This window comes from Sunxiuqinia dokdonensis, assembly GCF_001270965.1.
Classification (GTDB): Bacteria; Bacteroidota; Bacteroidia; order Bacteroidales; family Prolixibacteraceae; genus Sunxiuqinia; species Sunxiuqinia dokdonensis.
The window spans coordinates 15,670-38,729 of sequence record NZ_LGIA01000159.1 but is presented as its reverse complement, the minus strand read 5'-3'; the positions used below and the strand labels follow the sequence as shown (position 1 = coordinate 38,729).

The window sequence follows — 23,060 nt, the reverse complement described above, 5'->3', positions numbered from 1 at the left end:
AATAATCGAAGTTTAGAAGATGAAGTGATTTAATTAAACGATAGATACCACATAAAATATAATGAAAGACTTTAAAGCAAAAGCTGACCTGATATGGCGCGTGGCCGACTTGCTGCGTGGCGACTACAAACAATCCGATTACGGTAAAGTAATCCTGCCAATGACCGTTTTGCGTCGCCTGGATTGTGTGCTTGAACCAACCAAACAGAAAGTGCTGGATTACCTTCCAAAGGTGGATTCGCTAAAAGAAAGTTCCAAAGATATCGCCCTCAATAAAATTGCAGGTTTTAACTTCCACAACAGAAGCCAATTCAATTTTGAGAAGCTGATTGCCGATCCAAATAATGTGGCTATCAACCTTAGAACTTATATCAACGGCTTTTCGACCAGCGCAAGAGAAATTATTGAATATTTCAATTTCGACGACCAAATTGACCGAATGGATGACCCAAAAGCAGATATTCTGTTCCGTGTAGTAAAATCCTTTCAAGAAATCGATTTGAAACCCGACAGGCAGAATATGGCAGATGATTCCATGCAAATGGGCTATCTGTTTGAAGAGCTTATCCGAAAGTTTGCGGAGCAATCCAACGAAACCGCAGGAGAGCACTTTACACCAAGAGAGGTTATCCGCCTGATGGTGAATGTACTCTTTATTGAAGACAAAGACATTTTAACCCAGGAAGGAATTGTAAAAACCCTTTATGACCCTGCTTGCGGAACAGGCGGAATGCTATCGGTTGGCGAACAGTATGTAAAGGAACTGAACCCCAAAGCAGATTTGAAAGTGTTCGGGCAGGAAATCAATCCCGAATCCTATGCCATCTGCAAATCAGACATGCTGATTAAGGGACAAAACCCAAGCAACATCAAGTTTGGGAACACCTTTACCGTAGATGGATTGGAAGATGAAAAGTTTGATTACATGCTTTCAAACCCGCCTTTTGGAGTGGACTGGAAAAAGGCTCAGAAAATCATCGCTGCGGAAGCCGATAAAAAAGGGATGAGCGGTCGTTTTGGAGTAGGTTTACCAAGAATCAATGACGGTTCTTTACTTTTCCTACAACACATGATTTCAAAAATGAAAGCTGGTGGCACTCGTATCGGAATTGTGTTTAACGGTTCGCCTTTGTTTACTGGGGCTGCCGAAAGTGGCGAAAGCAATATCCGCAGATGGATTATTGAAAATGATTGGTTGGAGGCGGTGATTGGCCTGCCCGACCAGCTTTTTTACAACACAGGCATCAGCACTTACATTTGGATTGTAACCAACCACAAAAGTGCAGAGCGAAGCGGTAAAGTTCAGTTAATAAACGCCACCGGTGCAAAAGATGATGAACTGACCAAAGGTGGCAAACTCGACTTCAACCGCTTTTGGCAAAAAATGGACAGAAGCTTAGGCAACAAACGAAAGAGAATAGTCGAAAATGGCAATGAAAGAGGTATTGGTTTTATCACTCAACTCTACGGTAATTTTGAAGAAAATGAGTTTTGTAAAATTCTACCGAATGAATTCTTTGGCTATTGGCGAATAACCGTAGAACAACCATTGAAAGAGAATGGCAAAGTGGTAAAAAGCAAAGGGAAACCCAAGCCTGATACATCTCTTAGGGATTATGAGAATATTCCTTTCCTGAAAAAAGATGCCGATCAGAACCTTGTCCCCCAAACCATTGAAGAGTACTTTGATGCAGAGGTCAAACCGCACCTACCCGAAGCATGGATAGACCACAGCAAGACAAAAACTGGGTGCGAAATCAATTTTACCAAGTATTTCTATGAGTTTAAGCCATTAAGACCATTAGCAAGTATCAAAGCAGACATTTTGGCTTTGGAAGAAAAGACCTTGGAAACTGAAAAAACCGTGCTGGACTCATGAGGAAATACGAAGCATACAAAGACTCCGGCATTGAATGGATTGGAGAGATTCCGAGTCATTGGGATACAAAAAGAATAAGACATATAGCAGATATATTCGGAAGAATTGGGTATCGTGGATATACTGTTGAGGATATTGTTTTTGATGAAAGTGGAGCTATTTCATTAAGTCCATCAAATATTGAAAATCAAAAACTTACCTTAGAATCTGTTACAAGAATTACACAAGAAAAATATGAAGAATCACCTGAAATAATGGTCTATGAAAATGATGTTGTACTTGTAAAAACAGCATCAGTTGGCAAAGCAGCAATCATCAGATCTTTAAATGATTTAGCTACGATAAATCCACAGTTGGTAGTATTCAAAAATTACAGAATTGACCAAATCTTCTTTTATTATGAAATAATATCTCGAATAATTCAGGCCCAAATAACTCAAGATCTAAACGGAGGTGTTGTAAATACGATAACTCAAACTAACTTGAATAATTATTCAATTATTATTCCCCCACCCGAAGAACAAACCGTCATTGCCCACTACCTCGACAGAAAAACAGTCGAGATAGACGAACTGATAGCCGACAAAAAACGCCTGCTCGAACTCTACGAAGAAGAAAAAACCGCCGTCATCAACCAAGCCGTTACTAAAGGCATAAACCCTGATGCACCAATGAAAGGTTCCGGGATTGAGTGGCTGGGGGAAATTCCGGAGCATTGGGGAGTTCCAAATATGAAGTATGTATGTGAATTTATACTTGACGGAACCCATGGTTCTTTTGCGAGGGTAGAAAGTGGCTATAGGCTATTGAGTGTTAGAAATATTATTAATGATCAGTTTGTTTTTAGAGATGATGACAGCAAGGTATCTGAAAAGGATTTTTATGAGATTTCAAAAAGATTTTTAATTCAACTAAATGACATTCAATTAGCCATTGTGGGAGCAACTCTTGGTAAGGTTGCAATTGTAAAAGCATTGCCAGAACCATTTGTCACTCAAAGAAGCGTTGCTACTTTACGGGCAAATGAGAAGTGTATCCCAGAATATTTGTTCTATTTTCTAAAAAGCTCAAATTTTCAATCATTCTTATGGTTGAACGCTGGATTCTCCGCTCAACCTGGAATTTATCTTGGCACAATTCAAAATTCATCAATGCCATTGCCAGATATTGAAGAACAACAAAACATCGTTAACCGTATCAAAACGGAGTGTGACCGGATCAACTCTAAAAAATCCAAAACCCAAAAACTAATTGAACTATTAACCGAATACCGCACGGCCTTGATTAGTGAGGTGGTAACGGGAAAAGTAAAAGTAACGGCAGATTTTTAAGTATATTTAAAAGCAGGTGTACCAGTAGATTACCATTTGCTCCCGACATGAATGTCGAGAGCAACCAAATGACATAAAAAAAGAGAAATCGAGAAGAAAACTCAGAAGAACCGACTAAGTTATGGAATGGACTGAATGGATAAAATTTCCTGACCCCAGAGAAGGCGAATACCTGTATGCTCCCTGGGGGTACGGTATTTATCAACTTAGAAATATCCGTACAAATGAACTTGTATTATTTGGTTCGGGGAATCATCTGGCATACAGAATGTCCAGCCTCCTTCCTGAACCATTAGGCCAAGGCACAAGAAAAAATCGGTTGAAAAGAGAATACGTCCTTGAGAATATTAATGATATTCAATACCGAACATTGGCATTTCTTTCCAAACACGAGATGAAATCGTTTGAGGATGGGCTGAGAATAAAAAAGAACCACCTATTTGATACGTAACCCTAAACCATATGAGCATCACAACCGAACAAACTTTTGAAACAGCACTTGTACAGGCACTTGTTGAAAATGGTGGCTACACCGAAGGCAATTCCCCGGATTACAGCCCTGAGCTGGGCTTGTTTAAATACGAGGTGATTCAATTTTTACAAGAATCACAACCCAAGCGTTGGGCAAAAATAGCTGCCATTCATGGAGCAGATTCTGACAACCGGGTGATACAACGATTGTACAAGGAATTAGATTTACGGGGTTGCTTGGATGTGCTTCGCAATGGCTTTACCGATTATGGGGTACGTTTTCAAATGGCATATTTTCAGCCTGCTTCGGGCTTAAATCCTGATGCGGTGGAATTATACAACAAAAACAAGCTGAAGGTCTACCGCCAAATCTATTACAGCACCAAAAACAAAAACTCGGTTGATGTATTGCTTTCGCTTAATGGTATTCCAGTGGCTACTTTGGAACTTAAAAATCAGTTTACAGGTCAGAATGTAGGCAATGCCTTAAAGCAATACAGCAGCACCAGAGATAACAGGGAAATTCTTTTTGCATTTAAAAAGCGGGCGTTGGTTCACTTTGCGGTTGACCAAGACGAAGTATTCATGACCACCAAACTGGACGGAAGCAAAACCTACTGGCTACCATTCAACAAAGGTGCAAACAATGGTAAAGGCAATCCACAAAATCCTGATGGTTACCGCACCGCCTATCTGTGGGAAAACATTCTGCAAAAAGACAGTTGGATGGAAATCATTCAACGTTTTGTGCATCTGCAAACCGAAGAATTTAAATCAGAAGGCAGAATATACAAGAAAGAAAAACTGATTTTTCCACGATTCCACCAATTGGATGCAGTAAGAAAGATTAGCGAAAAAGTATTGGAAGTTGGAACAGGGAAAAACTATTTGATTCAACATTCGGCAGGATCAGGAAAAAGTAATTCCATTGCTTGGTTGGCCTACCGTTTATCAAGTTTGCACAATGCTTTGGATGTGCGGATTTTTGATTCCGTTATCGTAGTAACCGACAGAAAAGTTCTTGACCAGCAATTGCAGAATACCATTTACCAATTTGAACACAAAACCGGTGTCGTTCAGAAAATAGACAAAGACAGCACTCAGTTGGCATCTGCTTTGGGGTATGGCACGAATATCATCATTACGACTTTGCAGAAATTCCCTTTTATAGTAGACAAGGTTGGTGAATTGCCCGACCGCAAATATGCTGTGATTATTGATGAAGCGCATAGCTCGCAAGGCGGCGAAGCCAGTAAAAAACTCAAAGAGGTATTGGCTGCAAAATCACTGGAAGATGCCACCAAAAACGATTTGGAAGAGGATTATACAGGCGACGATTTTGTTAGAGAGCAAATTGAACGGTCAGCAGCAGCTAGAGGTCAGCAAGCCAATATTTCATTCTTTGCGTTTACTGCAACACCAAAGTATAAAACCCTGCAAGTTTTTGGTGACAAGGACGACAACGAAAAGCCTAAGCCCTTCCATTTGTATTCCATGCGTCAAGCCATTGAGGAAGGCTTTATTTTGGATGTGTTGCAGAATTATACCACGTATGAACTCTACTTCAAACTGACAAAAGCGATTGAAGAAGACCCAAATCTGAACAAGAAAAAAGCGGCAAAAGCGATAGGGAAATATGTATCGCTGCATCCACACAACCTGGCACAAAAAACTGAAATAATTTTAGAGCATTTCAGAGATATTGTTTCCAAAAAAATCGGAGGAAAAGCCAAAGCCATGTTGGTTTGTGGTTCAAGGCTTCATGCTAAACGTTATTACGAAGAATTCGAGCGGTACATCAAAAAATTGGGCTATGACAAGGAGATTAAAATCCTGGTCGCTTTTTCAGGAAAAGTTGTTGATGGCAATACTCCTGATGGCGTTTCGGAACCTGAAATGACAGGCTACAGCGAAAAAGAACTGCCGACCATTTTCGACAAAGACGAATACAAAATTCTGATTGTTGCCGACAAATACCAAACAGGCTTTGACCAGCCTTTACTGCATACGATGTATGTTGATAAAAAGCTGTCAGGAGTAAAAGCTGTTCAAACGCTTTCAAGATTGAATAGAACTTGCCCTGGCAAGGAAGATACCTTTGTATTGGATTTCGCCAACGATAGGCAAACCATTTTAGATTCTTTTCAACCCTACTACGAAGTTACTTCCGTCACTGAAGAGACGGACATCAACCATTTGTATGACCTGAAAGTAAGATTAGATGAATTTCAAGTGTATTGGACACAAGAAATTGAAGCCTTTGCCAATGTGTATTTTGATCCTAAGACAAAGCTGAGCAATCCAAAACAGCAAAAGCATCTGTACGCTTTCACCGACCCCGCTGTTGACAGGTATAAAGAAATCACAGAAGAAGAGAAACAGGACGAATTCAAAAAGGGATTGCGATCCTGGACAAACCTGTATGCGTTCCTTTCTCAGATTATGCCTTTTATTGATTCAGAATTTGAGAAGTTTTACGCCTATGCCAAGCTGCTACAAACCAGACTACCGAAGCGAGAACTATCGGAATCCTTGCATTTGGATGATGAAGTGGCTTTGGAATATTACCGTTTACAGAAGATAAAAGACGGCTCAATCGAGTTACAAAAAGGTGAAGAAGGCGAACTCAGCGGAACGTTAGAAGCTGGGTTAAAACGTGGCCCGGAAGAAGAGGCGCTGCTGTCTGAAATCATCAACGTGCTGAATGACCGTTTTGGAACCGAATTTGAAGAAGCAGACAAACTTTTCTTTGACCAGATAGAAGCAGAACTGATGGAAGATGAAACCTTGCAAACACAGGCCAAAGTAAATCAAATCGACACCTTTAAATTCGCATTCAACGACAAGTTCATTGACAAACTGATCGGACGAATGGACCAAAACCAAGAGATATTTGAAAAAATCTTGGAAGACAAAATATTTGGCGACTTAGTGAAAGAATTGATGATGAAGAAGGTCTATAAGAAAATGAATGAAACGATCTAAACTTGAGGATAATGAAGTATGATTTCGAATTGATGTTGCGATTGCTTCAACAGCATGTCTCCGATCAGATAACGGAGCTTTCAAAATGTTGAATTCGAGTTTTCCTGCGAGCGGGGAAAAGATTGCACAGCTACGGTCTGGTGATTTCGGCGTGTAAGTTCTGAGAGGAAACTAAAGTAGCATACAGAGAAGAAAATGGAATTCTTTGTAAACTAAAGAAGATTGCAATTTTGATTTCGAATTTATTTCTTTAAACTTTAACCCAAAACCAACTTGGATGAATGCCAGTCGAAATAAGCAACTTTACCTTGATAATGGACATTTAAATCTCAGTCTGTTGTTTCAAGAATATAGTCAGCCGTTATTCTATTATGCTTTGAAATTTGTAGACCAGGAGGTTGCTAAAGATGTTGTTCAGGATGTATTCTTCAAGTTGTGGGAAGACCAAAGCTTAAATGTTTCCAGCTCGCTAAATGGTCTGTTGTTTACTATGGTTCGAAATAAATGTTTGCAGCACCTGGAGAAGCAAAAAGTTCGAAGTCGCTATCAGGAAGAGGTTGTATCGCAAATGCGTGAAGATGAAATTCTTTTTTATTCGAGTGGAGCTTCAAGTTTGATCGAAAAAGAATTGCAAATGCAACTGCAACAAGCCATTGAAGCGCTACCTGAGAAATGCCGTGAGGTTTTTGTTATGAGCCGTTTTCAAGATAAGATGCACAAAGAAATTGCCGCAGAGCTTGGAGTTAGCGTTAAGATGGTGGAGAAGCATATTTCCAAGGCTTTACAAATAATTCGTGTGCAATTGAAAGACTATCTTCCATTGCTGGTTCTCTTTCCTTCCTGCTTTTCTTCATCAGTAAAATAACTTTTTTGCATTTCCCAGGTAGGGTTGAGATCGACTTACCGATCAATTAGGTAAACACACCTGTTTGAAATGGGAAACATTGAAGAGATAAAATCAAAATATATCCGAAAGGAATCGAGGCAGGAAGAAGATCAAGTTCTTTTCCAATGGCTGCAAGACCATCCTGCCGAGCGAAAAGAGTTTTATCAGGAAAAAGATATCTGGGATTCTTATGATTTGGTGAAAGATTCGAAGAATTATTCTCCTGAAATTGAGAGTAGAAAATTGCATAAACGAATTCGGAAAGCCAAGCAGACAAAATTAGTTGTTCTGCCCTACATAAAAGTTGCCGCTGTATTCGTATTCGCTTTCGTATCTAGTTGGCTCATTCAGTCTCAATATTTAAATCAGGAACAGCTGGCTCATGAAGTGGAAATGCGAGAGGTTTCTGTTCCTAAGGGACAGATTAATCAAATATTTTTGGTTGATGGATCACGAATTTGGCTCAACTCTGAATCAACAATAGAAATTCCATCGATTTTCACGGGCGATGAGCGCGTGGTTAAGCTAAGTGGGGAGGCCTTTTTTGAAGTTGCCAAAGATGCTAAACATCCTTTTAAAGTTAAGGTTGAAGGTCAGACGATTGAGGTTTTGGGTACTTCTTTCAATGTCCGAGCCTATCCCAATTCTTCGGTTATTCAAACGACATTGAACACCGGTAAGATTACCCTTCAAACCAAGAAAGGGAAGCTAGCCATTTCGCCGGGTGAACAAACCGAATTGGACAAAGCGACAGGCGATCTCACCCTTAAAAAAGTCAATCCATCAAACTTCGATTCGTGGAAAGATGGGCGTTACGAATTTGTTGATGAGGACTTAATTGAAGTTTTTAAAGTCGTTGAGCGGTGGTATGACGTTGAGTTGATTTACAGTAAAGAAGATTTTGAGTTGATGAATTTTTCAGGTGTTATCAAACGAAATAATTCAATCCAGCACTTCCTGACCTTGCTAGGGTATTCCATTCCAATCAATTATGAAATTAATATGGAGAAAGTAAAAATCAGTAAAGTAAAAGAAGCGAAACAAACTAAGAACTAATAATAAAAGTTAGAACGGAGAATGTACCACCATTCCCCGTTCTTAATCTAAGTCATTTCATTAATAACTTAAACTTTAAGCACTTCAAATTTATGAAAAAAATGTTAATCGGACCTATTCCCTATAAAAGGAATAAGATCCAAAAAACCTGGCTAATTATGCGCCTGACGATTTTTCTTACATTGATTCTTGTTTTCCGTGTGTCCGCCTCGGTTTACTCACAGCAAACCAGGCTTAGTCTGAAATTGGACGATGTGTCGCTTGAGCAAGCCTTCGCCATCATTCATGAACAAACGGATTATGATTTCTTCTACAAAACGGACCAGATTCCTGTTGACCGGCGAGTCTCGGCAGAATACAAAAACTTACAGGTTGAAGTCATACTTGAGAAAATTTTACAAGGGACTAATCTTTCGTTTTATATGCTCGATAAGGACATTGTTATCAGTCCACGGCGCGAGGCTGGAGGTGTATTGAGCCAGCAGACGGTAACACTGACCGGAAAGGTGACTGACTCCTCGGGTGAGCCGCTCCCCGGAGTAACTGTTGTAATAAAAGGAACAACAATCGGCACGATCACTGATTTCGATGGAAATTATGATTTATCAAACGTGACCGCAGACGCAACGATTGTCTTTTCGTTTGTTGGGATGCGGACGGTTGAAGAAGAAGTGGACGGACAAACCGTGATCAATATGTCTTTGGAGGAAGAATCCATTGGCATAGAGGAAGTTGTTGCGATTGGTTATGGTTCTGTTAAAAAGAGTGACTTAACAGGAGCTGTCGGGTCTGTTCAGGGGGAAGCAATAGCAAGCCGCCAGTCTACCCAGATTTCTCAGGCGCTTCAGGGCGCTATGTCTGGGGTGATGGTAACTCGAAATAACAATGCACCTGGTTCTACAGCAACCATTCGTATCCGTGGAATAACTTCTATTGGTGAGAGTAATCCGCTGGTGATCGTCGACGGCGTCCCTGTAGGTGGCATTAACGACGTCAACCCCAATGATGTAGAGAGTATTTCCGTATTGAAGGATGCGGCTTCAGCATCTATTTATGGATCCCGTGCTGCTGCTGGTGTCATATTGGTTACAACCAAAAGAGCAAAATCCGGCGAACTAAATTTCGATTACAATGTCACTTATGGATTTGAAAAGCCGACTGCCATGCCGGACTATGTTGATGTGACCAGGTATATGCAGATGACAAACGAACTTAGGTGGAATGATAATGGAAATAATGACAATGAATACCCAACCTACACGAAGGATGTCGTTGATAACTATCATGCATTGAATGCCGAAAATCCTGATCTTTATCCGATAACTGACTGGGTTGACTTAATACTGAAAGATAGCGCTCCCCGGCAGAGTCATGTGCTGAGCATTACTGCTGGAACAAAGGCAATACGCACGAAAGCCTCCATTGCGTATGATAAAACAGACGCACTTTATGATGGCCGTTCTTACGAGCGCATCACTGCTCGCTTTAACAATGATATTACTGTTAATAAATATCTTTCAGCAACTGCCGATGCTTTCTTTAAAAGATCGATATCCAACCTGGCCAGCATCGATCCGATGTACTATATGCTTATTTCAGCTCCAGTTTATGCTGCTGAATGGTCGGATGGTCGCGTTGCTGAGGGGAAAACAGGTGCTAATATTTACGGACAGCTAAAAAATGGGGGATACGAAAACAGATGGTATAATCAAGTTGGAGGAAAACTTTCTATTGACCTGACTCCTTTTAGCGGTTTTAAGTTATCGGCAATAGTCGCGCCCACATTGAATTTTGATAAGGCAAAGGACTTCAGAAAAAAAGTCCCCTATTATGCCTGGGATGACCCAACGGTGTTTGGCGGTTATTTGCAATGGGGTTCTGAAACCAGCTTACAGGAAACTAGGGATGATAGTTACAGTGTTACATCTCAGTTGATCGGAAGCTATATCAAGGCATATGGAGAGCACAGTTTAAACCTAATGGCTGGTTACGAGAATTTTTATGCTTTTGACGAAAATTTAGGAGCTTCTCGTGGGCAATATGTGCTTGATTCATACCCTTATTTGAATCTAGGACCACTTGAATTCCGGGACAATAGTGGTAGTGCTTCTGAAAATGCGTATCGCTCGTATTTTGGGCGATTCATGTATAATTACAGTAATCGATATTTTTTACAAGCTAATATTCGATATGACGGTTCCTCAAGATTTCATAAGGATTACAGGTGGGGATCTTTTCCTTCATTTTCTGCAGGCTGGGTGGTATCGGAGGAATCTTTCATGAACAACCTCGGAGTATTATCCTATTTAAAACTTAGAGGATCATGGGGTAGTTTGGGAAATGAAAGAATTGGTAATTATCCTTACCAAGCTACAATTGCATTTGCCGATGCCTTATTTTATCAAGGTTCGAATGTTACTTCTGCTCAGACGGCGGCTCAAACACGGTATGCAATTTCAGACATTTCCTGGGAAACTACAGAGTCTATCGATATTGGAGTTGATGCCGGATTTTTTGACAATAAATTACGGATAACTGGAGACTATTATAAAAAGACGACCAAGGATATGTTGCTAGCCTTGGAAATTCCCGATTATATTGGTTTTGACAATCCGGATCAAAATACTGGAAAAATGAATACTGAGGGATGGGAGCTTGAGCTAGGATGGAATGACCGGCTTGGAGACTTGGGGTATTCTGTGTCGGCGAACCTAAGTGATTTTAAATCAGTTATGGGTGATTTGGGGGGGACCGAATTCTTGGGCAGCCAAATCAAAAAGGAAGGTAGTGAATTTAATGAATGGTATGGCTACGTTTCAGATGGTCTTTTCCAGACACAAGAAGAAGTTGATGCATCTCCCAAATTGAACTCTTCCGTGAAGCCAGGTGATATTAAGTATGCAGATATTAGCGGCCCTGAGGGTGTCCCAGACGGCATTATCTCTCCTGAATATGATCGAACTTTATTAGGCGGATCATTACCTCGTTATATGTTTGGAGCCAATATCATGTTGGACTATAAGAATTTTGATTTCTCAATGGTTTTCCAAGGAATAGGAAAGCAGAATTCAAGACTTTCAGGGTTGATGGTTACACCATTAATGGAGAACTGGGGACATATTCCTGCGATCCTGGATGGTGATTACTGGAGTAAATATAACAGCGATGAGCAGAATCAAAATGTCAGCTATCCACGTTTATCAAGGACGAGTGAGGGAAATAACTTCACCATGTCGGATTACTGGTTAATTGACGGTGGTTATGTGAGGTTGAAGAATATTACGCTAGGGTACAGCATTCCAGGTCGGCTTTTGCAAAAAGTGGACATTCAGAGCATTCGAGTTTACGCCAGCGTGTCAGACTTTTTGACCATCGATAATTACCCACGGGGCTGGGATCCTGAAGTTTCGTCCAGTGGTTACCCAATTACTGGGTCATATATCTTTGGACTAGCTGTAAAATTCTAAAATCTTGAATATCATGAAAATTAAATCTATATTTATTATAACCATCGGTGTGCTTTTCATTACCGCCTGTACTGATCTGAACTTAAATCCCTTGTCTGAAGGTTCCAGTGAGAGCTGGTATTCGTCGGAAACTGAAATAGACATGGCTCTTAACGACATCTATCGGGAAGTATTCTGGCCAGTTGATTATACGGAATGGACAGATGACTGGACTTATCGGGAAGGAACAACTCCAATAACTTCGGCGACCATCAATGGAGAGTGGGGAACTGTACTTGAGTGGTGGCGAAACTCCTACAAATGTATTTCGCGTGCTAATACCGTTTTGGCAAATCTGGATAAAGTGTCAGATATTCTGCCTCAGGCGAGACTTGATGCTTTTGAAGGAGATGCCCGGTTTGTTAGAGCTGCCCAATATTCAAAATTGATCTCGCATTGGGGAGACGTTATCTATTTCACCAATGTGTTGGGTTTGGAAGAGTCCTTTACATTATCGAAAACTGACAAAGCCACAATTTTACAGGACATATACAGCGATTTTGACGCGGCAGCTGAGAAGTTGCCTGTAAGTTATGGTAGTAGTGCCAACAAGCGTGCGACCAAAGGTGCAGCGCTAGCCATGAAAGCACGGATTGCGTTATATATGGAAGATTGGAGTGTCGCTCGTGATGCGGCTCAAGCTTGCATGGAGCTGGGAACCTATGAGCTGTATGCCGACTTTGGAGAATTGTTTCTATCAAAAACAAAGAACACAAAAGAGTCTATTTTCTCCATTCCGCGATCTGTGGAATTGGATCAATTTTTTGGAGACACGAAAAATTACATTACCCGTAATTCTGGAGGATGGGCGGCTAAGGATCCATCATGGGATCTATTATGTTCATTTCTGTGTACCGATGGTCTCCCCATTGATGAGTCTCCTTTGTTTGATCCTCATGAACCTTTTAAAAACAGAGATCCTCGTTGTTCTGAAACCATTGTAGAGTTTCAGACTCCTCATTTGGGGTACATCTACCAACCCCATCCCGATTCGTTAAATGTGCTGAACCTAAAAACGGGGAGCTACCAGAAAAACAATGATACAAGGAGTAACGCGCTTTATGCGTCATTTAATGGACTGGTTTGGAAAAAGGGTATTGATGAAGATTGGTCAGATGACTTTAAAGCAGAGAATGAAATTATGATCTTGCGTTTTGCAGATGTCCTTTTAATGTATGCGGAAGCGAAGATAGAACTTAACGAAATCGATGACTCTGTCTTGGATGCAATCAATCAAGTACGTGCTCGGGCTTATCAGGTTGATTATACAAACCTGTCAGCATATCCTGCGGTAACAACAACAGATCAGACTGAGTTGCGAAAAATTTTGCGAGCTGAGCGCCGTATGGAGTTTGCTTTTGAAGGAACACGCTATATGGACATCATTCGTTGGAGAATTGCAGAGAATGTGCTCAATAAAGACACTTATGGGATGCTTGATGTTGACGACTTACGCGAGAAAGTAGTAAATCCGGGACTGTGGTTTTTCCCTTCAACGCCAGACATCGACGAAGATGGGGCGGCTGATTTTACGCCCATGTATAACGCAGGTATGATAAAACGATTAGCACAGCGTGATTTTGATGCTACCAAGCAATACCTTTGGCCAATTCCAACCAAAGAAATCTTGATTAACAGTAATTTGGAGCAGAATCCGGGGTACTAACCTAAATTGATATTAGTTGGACAACTTAAAAGTTGTCCAACTAATTAGCTGAGATTTGCCCAAACGCATAATGTAAACTAATTATAAAATGAATCGAATATTCTTATATAGTCTTCTCCTTTTGATTGCCATATTCAGCGCCTGTTCGTCAGAAAAGAAAACGGAGCCTAAATTTTACAGCGGAATTTATCCGCATCTGGCGTATTACAACAATGAAGGCGAGTGTGGAACCGGAGCGGTGGTGCCATGGGCAGACAGGCTTTGGGTCATTACTTACGGGCCTCACCTGCCCAAAGGCTCGTCTGATAAACTTTATGAGATTACGCCTGATTTGAAACAAATTGTCAGGGAAGAAAGTATTGGTGGCACCCCCGCCAACCGGATGATCCACAAGGAAAGTAACCAACTTTTTATTGGACCGTATGCCATTGACTCGGTACGCAACGTCCGGGTTATTCCCTATGCCAAAATGCCGGGCCGCCACACCGGAAACGCCCGCCATTTAACCGACCCCGCCGGAAAAATTTACTATGGCACCATGGAAGAAGGTTTTTATGAGGTCAATGTAAAGACACTTCAGCCGACGATGTTATACCAAGATGGGAATGTGAGCCGCAAACCGGGAGAAATGGCCCAGGAAGCCAGTTTGCTGGTTGGCGCTCACGGGAAAGGGCTTTATTCGGGACAAGGGGTAATGGTTTATTCAAACAACGGTGAAACCGGACAGGAAGCCCTTACAAATTTTGCAATAAAATCTGGAGCTTTGGCCGAATGGGACGGTAAAGACTGGAAAATAGTCCGCCGTAACCAGTTTGTTGAAGTGACCGGCCCGGGTGGGATATATGGCAATGCCAATCCTGAGACTGATCCGATTTGGGCAACGGGCTGGGACCACAAATCGGTGCTTTTAGGTGTCCGCAATCCTGAAACGGGCTGGGATTTTTATCGACTCCCTAAAGCCAGCCACAGCTACGATGGCGCTCATGGTTGGAACACCGAGTGGCCGCGTATCCGTGATATTGGTACGCCAGAGAATCCGGATTACTTAATGACCATGCATGGCATGTTCTGGCGTTTCCCACAAACATTTACTGCTGATAATTCGTCTGGTATCCTTCCGCGTTCGGCTTATCTGAAAGTGATCGGCGACTTTGCCCGCTGGAACGACCAACTTGTTTTTGGTTGTGATGATTCGGCCAACAAAGAATTCCTGAATAAACGAAAAGCCAAGGGAAACATTGAAGGCCCCGGACAATCGAACTCTAATTTATGGTTCACCTCATTTGAAAAACCGGATCAGTTGGGGCCGAATACAGCTGAAGGTGCTGTATGGATTTCCGAAGAAATCAAAGCCGCTGAAGATTCAGAACCATTCCTGTTTTCAGGATGGGACCGCCGTTCAGCATGGGTTCAAAACGAAGGCAAGGCTACTGTCAGCTTTTCCTTTGAGGTTGATCAAAAAGGAAACAATAGCTGGACACCACTGAAATCGGTTGAGTTGAAAAGTGGAGAATCGGCAAATGTCATCTTTAAAGACAATGAGATTGGAGAATGGATTCGTGTTTCAACGAATAACGATACCAAAGCTACGGTACATTTTTTTTATGCACAAAACGATGCACGAGATGGCGATGTCGATCCAATTTTTAATGGACTGGCTGATACTGCTGAAGGTTCAACAAAAGCTGGTCTGCTTTGGGGACTGGGGGAGAATCGTCGTGCTTTGGGAATCCTTGCGGGCACTGCCACAGATACGGGTTTTGAAGAAACTGGATACTATGAATTGGATGGCAATATGAGACTTGTAAAAAAAGAAGATACGGAAACAGCTTCTTTTATTCGTGAAAAATTTGGCATACCACAAGAGGTAATCACTATCGACGAAGCTTCAGTATTGGTGGTGGATGATATTGGAAGGCGCTGGCGCTTACCCAAAGGAAATGAAAAATATTCAGGATTGACAGAAAAAGGCTTGCTCCGTATTTGCCGGGAAGTGGCTACCGAACGTGACTTATTCAACTGCTCGGGTACATTCTATGAACTCCCTGCGGAAAATGCCGACGGATACGCAAAGATACGGCCAGTGGCATCGCATAATTTTAGAATTTATGATTACGCTTCTTATCGGGGAATGTTGGTCATGACAGGGCTTCAAACTGAGTTGCCGGAAAATGATGACCACATCATTCAATCTCAAGACGGCCATGCAGCTGTTTGGGCGGGCGTCATTGATGACCTTTGGAAACTGGGAAAACCAGTCGGAGAAGGTGGTCCCTGGAAAGATTCGGATGTAAAAGCAAATGAGCCTTCAGATCCGTATCTGATTGGCTTTTACGACCAAAGAAGCCTGATACTTTCACATGAATCGAATCAATCAGTTAAGTTTAGAATTGAAGCGGAGCCCATCGGGCATGGTCCGTGGATGGCATACAAAGAAGTCCTTGTGCAGCCGGGCGAAACCTTTGAATATCAATTCTCGGAAAGTTTCCAATCGCGCTGGATTCGATTTGTTGCTGATCAAGACTGTCAGGCAACAGCATGGTTGAAATATGAATAGAGAGCATCTTGAAACATTACCTTGATAACAATAGGAAACCGATATAAAAAATAAGCATGAACAAAATAGCATTAATCACATTCGTCTTTATTTACAGCGTGTTTGCCCTCCAGGCGCAGTCTGTTTTTGTTGAAGCTGAAAACTTTGCCAACAAAGGCGGCTGGGTCATTGACCAGCAGTTTATGGATTTGATGGGGTCGCCTTATCTGATGGCACACGGGATGGGGGTTCCTGTTACCGATGCTGAAACGACCGTTGACTTTCCGGAGGCAGGAGAGTATCAGGTGTTTGTCCGTACCTATAACTGGGCCTCACCCTGGTTTCAGGGAGAAGGACCTGGCAAATTTGAGCTTTTAGTCGATGGGAAAAGTACCGGCGCAACACTGGGCGCTTCCGGGTTCGAGTGGCTATGGCAAGACGCCGGCAAGGTGAGCATCACCAGCAACAGGGCAACGATTACTTTGCACGACCTAACTGGCTTTAACGGCCGGGTGGATGCCATCTATTTCACCAAAGGCAACACGGCGCCACCAAATGAAATGGCTACACTTAAAAAGTTTCGTAGGAAGCAATTGGGCATTCCTAAAAAACCTGAACAGGCGGGTGAATTTGATTTGGTTGTGATTGGTGGCGGTGTTGCCGGCACAACGGCTTCTATTTCTGCTGCCCGGTTAGGTTTGAAAGTGGCATTGATCCAGGATCGGCCTGTTTTAGGGGGTAATAACAGCTCTGAGGTACGCGTGCATTTAGGGGGACGAATCAAGGTGGAACCCTATCCTTCATTGGGCGATGTGGTGAATGAAATCGGTCCCACGCAAGGAGGAAATGCACAACCGGCCGCCTATTATGAAGATGAGAAAAAGATGGAGATGGTACTGGCCGAAGAGAATATCTCGTTGTTTACCAACTACCGGGCCTTCGACGTGAAAATGAAACGTTCACGCATCACAGAAGTGCATGCCAGGCACATTGAAACAGCGGAAGAATTGTCCTTTTCAGCGCCTTTGTTTGCCGACTGTACCGGCGATGGCACGATTGGGTTTCTGGCTGGTGCCGACTTTGCCATGGGGCGTGAAGGAAAAGATGAATTTGGCGAGCCCACTGCCCCGGAAAAAGCCGACAAAATGACGATGGGATCATCCGTTCAGTGGTATTCGGTTGAAAGTGGAGAAGAAAGCTCGTTTCCTGAATTTAGCTACGGTGTTGAATTCAACGAAGAAAACACGGAAAAAGTGACCATGGGCGAGTGGACCTGGGAAACAGGAATGAATTTCGATCAAATAAAGGAGTTTGAACGTATTCGTGATTATGGCCTGCTGGTGGTCTATTCCAACTGGTCGTTTCTGAAAAACAAAAGTTCGGTGAAAGAAGACTATAAAAACCGGGAACTGGAATGGGTAGCCTACATTGCCGGGAAACGGGAATCACGCAGGTTGTTGGGTGACTTGATACTGAAAGAGCAGGACATTACCGATTACGTGATTTACCCGGATGCTTCGGCTCCAACCACCTGGACCATTGACCTGCATTACCCCGATCCAAAAAACACGGAACATTTTCCCGACAAGGAATTTAAGTCGATTGCCGTGCATAAAAAAATCCATCCGTACCCAATCCCTTACCGCTGTTTTTATTCGCGCAATGTGGACAACCTGTTTATGGCCGGGCGCAATATCAGCGTAACGCATGTTGCACTTGGGACCGTCCGGGTGATGCGCACCACGGGCATCATGGGCGAAGTCGTTGGGATGGCTGCCTCGGTTGCCGCAAAGCACCACACCAGCCCGCGCGGAGTTTACCAAAACCATCTGGATGAACTGAAAACCCTGATGGAAAAAGGCGTTGGAAAATATGATGTGGAAAACATGCAGAATTATAACGAGGGTTCAACCCTTGGACCGAAAGAATAGAACCTTTTTACCAACTAAACTTGTTACAGTTTTTTTTAATTCACCCGGTGGTCGAAATTCCACCGGGTGAAAATTTGTCTTACAATATGACTTTTAGAAATGGGAATTACATAAAAGCATTGATTGCGATCGTTTTTCTGTTGCTTTCCGGCTTTACTGAAATCCCGCCAGGTTTTCGGCAGATTGATTTCAGCGATAGGGAAGGGACATTGGTAATGCACCATTTTGAAAACGAGGCTGATTCACTTTCGAGTTCTGAAATTATTGAACTTCAGGATGAGAATGGCTTGCCCGTTTGGTTTAGCCGGCATTTTTACAAAGATGTCTGCATGACCGGCGAATGTAAAATGATCCGTTTGACACTGTTTTGGGACGGTGCCGGGAATTATCTGGGTATGGAAGTTCCGGCAGAAGAACCACTGACCAAATCAGACCATACCGAATTTGAAGCTGCTGACTATGAAAAGTTAAATGTAATCCTTAGCGACACTGCTTCAATACTGAAAGATTTAGAATCGGAAGAATTAATCATTGTGCCTGATTCAATTGATCCTTACACGGCTTATGAAATCGATGGATACACAGCAGCTACGCAACCTGCCCTTGCGGAAGTTGTAGTAAAGGACGCGGTGTATACCTGTCATACCCTTTGGCACACGGTTTATGGCCCGGTTCAAACTAAAATAATGGAAATACTGGATGAAAGAGTTGATGTGAGTTTTTTAAAACGCGTGTTTGAAAGTCATAAGACAAAAAAAATACTTTGGGGGATCCGGGCGGTGGAGAAAGATTCATCGTACCATGAGGATTTTTATCCCCTTTTTATTCAGTACATCCAGTCTGATACCCTTGAGATCTCAGCAAGGGCACTTCAGTACTTCCAGCCATCTGGATTAAAAGATGCTGCCCTTCAAAAACTGTTGGTTGAAGTGATGCCTGGCTTATCAACAGATAAAAAGAATACGATTATCTGGAAATTTATTGAATCAGGTTACGCAACCGAGGACATTGTCTTTGAGTTGTTAACCCTTTTCCAGGAGCAAAAGCTCAACATTGGCTCCCTGAACCTAATTTATCGTTTGATCCGTCCGGAACACCTCAATAACCAGCAAGTCATGTTAGCTTTGGAAGGTCTGTCGGAGCATGAGGATGCCTATGTTCGAAACCTCACGGGCAGGTTGTTGGGCAAATTTGAAAAATAGCAGTATATTTTAAAATTAGCGAAGCAAATGATTTCACTTATCGTATCAATAGCTATTCTGACGGGGGGATATTTTTTATATGGAGGTTATGTAGATCGCAAGTTTGGAAGCGATTCTTCGCGGATTACGCCTGCTATGGAAAAGAATGACGGGGTAGATTATGTCCCCCTAAAAACAAGCAAAATCTTTTTAATTCAGTTTCTGAATATTGCTGGACTAGGTCCTATTTTCGGAGCAATTGCAGGCGCTTTATGGGGGCCGGTCGCTTTCATTTGGATCGTTTTTGGAGCTGTGTTTGCGGGTGGGGTACACGATTACTTTTCGGGTATGCTCTCCGTTCGCCATGGAGGAGAGAGTATACCCGAAATTGTGGGGAGGTACCTGGGAAAAGGTGTAAAAAACTTTATGCGGGTTTTTGCCGTTGTTTTGTTGATTTTAGTTGGAGTTGTGTTTGTCAAAGGTCCGGCAACCATTCTTACCGAACTTTCAAATGTGAGTCAAGTTTATTGGATCGTCATGATATTCCTGTACTATATTTTGGCAACCATGATTCCGATTGATAAACTAATTGGAAGAATTTATCCGCTTTTTGGCTTATCGCTCTTAGTTATGGCTGGGGGAATTCTGGTCGCCCTTTTTTCCGGGAACTATGCCATCCCCAATCTCACACCAGAAACCTTTGGGAATATGCATGCTCAAGCAGACAAGTTTCCGGTCTTTCCTTTACTCTTCATCACCATTGCATGCGGCGCCATTTCCGGCTTTCATTCTACGCAATCGCCGCTAATGGCCCGTTGCCTTTCGAATGAAGCCGATGGTAAAAAGGTATTTTTTGGAGCTATGATCACAGAGGGCATCGTTGCCTTAATCTGGGCTGCAGCAGCCATGTCCTTCTTTGGTGGCGTTCGTGAACTAGGCGATACGATGGCTGCTCAAGGGCATAACGCGGCCTGGGTTGTGAATCAAATTTGCAATACGATGCTCGGGAAAGTGGGAGGATTATTAGCGATCATTGGCGTGGTCGCAGCACCCATTACATCGGGCGATACTGCTTTTCGAAGTGCTCGTTTGACGATTGCCGATTCGTTTCGTTTCAAGCAGGGCGCCCTTCAGCAACGTTTGGTGGTGACGATTCCGATTTTTGTCATTGCGTTTCTGCTTACAACCATCAACTTTGGCGTGATTTGGCGATACTTTGGATGGTCAAATCAAACGTTAGCAACTATTGTGTTGTGGGCTGCGGCAGTTTACATGCTCAAGCAGGGAGGCAATTATTGGATCGCACTCTTGCCTGCGGTTTTCATGACCGCGGTTGTTACAACTTACATTCTTGTTGCTCCTGAAGGACTACAGCTTTCTTACTATCTATCGTTAAACATTGGACTGGTCACTTCAATTGCGCTGGTTGGCTGGTTCTTCAATTTGAAATCGAAAACTATTATCGAAAAGCAAACTCAATATGAATAAGCCCATGAACAGCTTGTTTCTTTGTCAAAAGAAGAGTAAACACAATACTATTCATGGAATTCATGAAAAACATTAAGGTCATACAAAAGCTATGCTTGTCCTTTCTTTTGGTTGTTACCGGAGCAATTGTTTGTCATGCAGAAAGACAAGTTAAAGAATGCGAGGCGTATTTATCAAATGATACGCTGGTCATTCGCAATTCAAAAATTGAGCAAAAGTGGTTATGGTATTCCGGAGACATTCGTTTGTATTCAACTAAGGAATTGAATTCCGGAGATGTCATGAGTTGGAATCCTCACGCTCCTAGCTTTGCATTGGAAGGGAGCGATTTTATCAAAAACATCAAGCTTGAAATTAACCAGATGGATGAAACGGTTTTAATGCCGGAGCATCTTGAAGTGAGTATTGAAAACCAATACGGGCAGCTTTTTTGCAGGCGTGTTTTTCGAATTTTTCCTGGTATAGGAGCGTTCCCGTGTGATTTCTATTTAAAATACCATTCGCTTGCTTCAGAACAGCAAGTTCAGAATGGTAGGGGTGACGGCACCGAAAAAAGTACGCCTTCAATATCGCAAAATGGCAAATCATATTTGGCATACTTGGGGTTTTCTTCGAAACATGTAAGACTTAAGGTTATAAATTTTAAGGATGCTACAGACACACACGATAACCTTGTTTTTATGGAGGATATACTGCCATACCAACTAGCTCAGAGAAACACTGGCAATTTAATTTTAGGAGAAGACTTGATCAGTGAAAATCAGTTCTTCATTTTGAAAGAGGCTCCAAATTCAGCCAGTCAGATAAATTATCCGGGATATGATTTTGTGGTGTCACAACGGGGAATTGAGCTTGCTTTCGCGGGTTTCCCTGTCAATGGAAATCCGGATGAATGGATCAAGGGTTATACTTTCACCATGGGCTTTTCCGGTACGAACACGGATTGTTTATTTGCATTGCGTAAATATCTGAAGGGATCAATTAACTACGAGCCCCAACAGTATGAAATGGTGATGATGAATACTTGGGGAGATCGGGGACAGGATGGCAAGATCAGTGAACGTTTTATTCTGAAAGAATTGGAAAAGGCACAGGAGCTTGGAATCAGTCATTTTCAGATCGATGACGGGTGGCAGCAAGGGCTTTCTGCAAATTCGATACATCAATCGGGAAACTTATGGGACGCCTGGAGCCCGGAAAACTGGCAGCCTAACAAAGAGCGCTTTCCGAATGGGTTAACTGAGATTTTGGAATCAGCGGAAGCAAAGGGGATTCGGTTGGGATTGTGGTTTCATCCAAGTAACCAAAACAGCTATGCTACCTGGGAAATTGATGCTGATATTTTAGTCAATTTATACAGAGAAACCGGAATCGCCTATTTCAAAATTGATGGAGTAGAAATAGCTGATAAAGAGGCTGCAATCAACTTGGAAAAATTCTTTTCAAAAGTAAAGAAGGAAACCAATGGAGCTGCTTTTTTCAATTTAGACCTGACGGCTGGGGTTCGCGGTGGCTATTTCTCATACCGCCCATTTGGAAACCTGTTTTTAGAGAATAGGTATACTGATTGGGGAAATTATTATCCTTTTCGCACGCTTCGTAATGTTTGGAATTTGGCGCATTATTTCCCTCCTGAACTATTGCAGATTGAGTTTTTAAACAAATGGCGAAATGCTGATAAATATCCTGATAATGATTTGTTTGCTCCCTCAAATTATGATTTTGATTATCTATTCGCTATTGCGATGGTTGGGCAACCGTTGGCTTGGTTTGAAGCGACGGGTTTGACAGATGAAGCATCTGGTATTGCTGAAACAATTACAAAATACCGAACCATTCAGAATGACTTTCATTCGGGGTATATTTTTCCAATAGGAGATGAACCAACGGGTAGATCGTGGACCGGTTTTCAGTCAGTACATGAGAATAGAGGATATTTTCTTGTTTTCAGGGAACGCACAGAAGCTAGTAGTGCTCAAATTCAGGCTTATCTTTTGGAAGGAGAGCAAGTTAGTCTGCAGTTGGTTTTGGGAGATGCTTTGGAAGAGTCCCTGCAGCTTGTGGTTTCTGAAAATGGAACGTTAAAATTCAATTTGCCGAAAGCCAATTCCTATGTCTTATATCGATATACAGTTGAATAAACC

13 protein-coding genes are annotated in these 23,060 nt (G+C 42.2%); all 13 read left to right on the top strand.

Going from position 1 to position 23,060, the window contains the following annotated elements; genetic code table 11:
• The first annotated feature begins 61 nt into the window (after positions 1-61).
• The 13 genes from NC99_RS11935 (at position 62) to NC99_RS11875 (ending at position 23,057) form a co-directional block, all read left to right on the top strand.
• Positions 62-1,879: a type I restriction-modification system subunit M gene (locus tag NC99_RS11935; protein ID WP_053183954.1), complete on the top strand. Its 1,818-nt coding sequence runs from the start codon at positions 62-64 to the stop codon at positions 1,877-1,879.
• Entirely contained in the window at positions 1,876-3,210 is a 1,335-nt protein-coding gene (locus NC99_RS11930) for a restriction endonuclease subunit S (RefSeq protein WP_053183952.1), read from the top strand. Before NC99_RS11935 ends, NC99_RS11930 begins: the two co-directional genes overlap by 4 nt.
• Positions 3,211-3,331: 121 nt before the next feature.
• Positions 3,332-3,661, top strand: a complete 330-nt coding sequence (locus NC99_RS11925; RefSeq protein WP_053183950.1) for a hypothetical protein — start codon at positions 3,332-3,334, stop codon at positions 3,659-3,661.
• A gap of 11 nt (positions 3,662-3,672) precedes the next feature.
• Positions 3,673-6,666, top strand: coding sequence for a type I restriction endonuclease subunit R (locus NC99_RS11920; RefSeq protein ID WP_053183947.1), 2,994 nt, complete (start codon positions 3,673-3,675; stop codon positions 6,664-6,666).
• A 277-nt stretch (positions 6,667-6,943) separates the two neighbouring features.
• Positions 6,944-7,531: an RNA polymerase sigma-70 factor gene (locus NC99_RS11915; RefSeq protein WP_053183946.1), complete on the top strand. Its 588-nt coding sequence runs from the start codon at positions 6,944-6,946 to the stop codon at positions 7,529-7,531.
• Between the two features lie 219 nt (positions 7,532-7,750).
• Complete coding sequence (locus tag NC99_RS11910; RefSeq protein WP_162231209.1) at positions 7,751-8,608, top strand: FecR family protein; 858 nt, start codon at positions 7,751-7,753, stop codon at positions 8,606-8,608.
• 92 nt (positions 8,609-8,700) lie between these two features.
• Positions 8,701-12,075 carry a TonB-dependent receptor gene (locus NC99_RS11905; RefSeq protein WP_053183941.1) on the top strand — a complete coding sequence of 1,125 codons (3,375 nt, stop codon included), beginning with the start codon at positions 8,701-8,703 and terminating at the stop codon, positions 12,073-12,075.
• 13 nt (positions 12,076-12,088) lie between these two features.
• A complete protein-coding gene (locus NC99_RS11900; protein ID WP_053183940.1) occupies positions 12,089-13,780 on the top strand; it encodes a RagB/SusD family nutrient uptake outer membrane protein in 1,692 nt (563 codons plus the stop codon).
• 88 nt (positions 13,781-13,868) lie between these two features.
• A complete protein-coding gene (locus tag NC99_RS11895; RefSeq protein WP_053183939.1) occupies positions 13,869-16,337 on the top strand; it encodes a hypothetical protein in 2,469 nt (822 codons plus the stop codon).
• 56 nt (positions 16,338-16,393) lie between these two features.
• On the top strand, positions 16,394-18,247 hold the full coding sequence (locus NC99_RS11890) for an FAD-dependent oxidoreductase (protein WP_053183937.1): 1,854 nt from the start codon (positions 16,394-16,396) through the stop codon (positions 18,245-18,247).
• An 86-nt stretch (positions 18,248-18,333) separates the two neighbouring features.
• The gene (locus NC99_RS11885; RefSeq protein ID WP_157624835.1) at positions 18,334-19,449 is read left to right on the top strand and encodes a hypothetical protein; all 1,116 of its coding nucleotides are present in this window, start codon (positions 18,334-18,336) and stop codon (positions 19,447-19,449) included.
• A gap of 27 nt (positions 19,450-19,476) precedes the next feature.
• Positions 19,477-20,916: a carbon starvation CstA family protein gene (locus tag NC99_RS11880; protein WP_053183933.1), complete on the top strand. Its 1,440-nt coding sequence runs from the start codon at positions 19,477-19,479 to the stop codon at positions 20,914-20,916.
• A 62-nt stretch (positions 20,917-20,978) separates the two neighbouring features.
• Complete coding sequence (locus NC99_RS11875) at positions 20,979-23,057, top strand: alpha-galactosidase (protein WP_162231208.1); 2,079 nt, start codon at positions 20,979-20,981, stop codon at positions 23,055-23,057.
• Positions 23,058-23,060 lie beyond the last annotated feature (3 nt).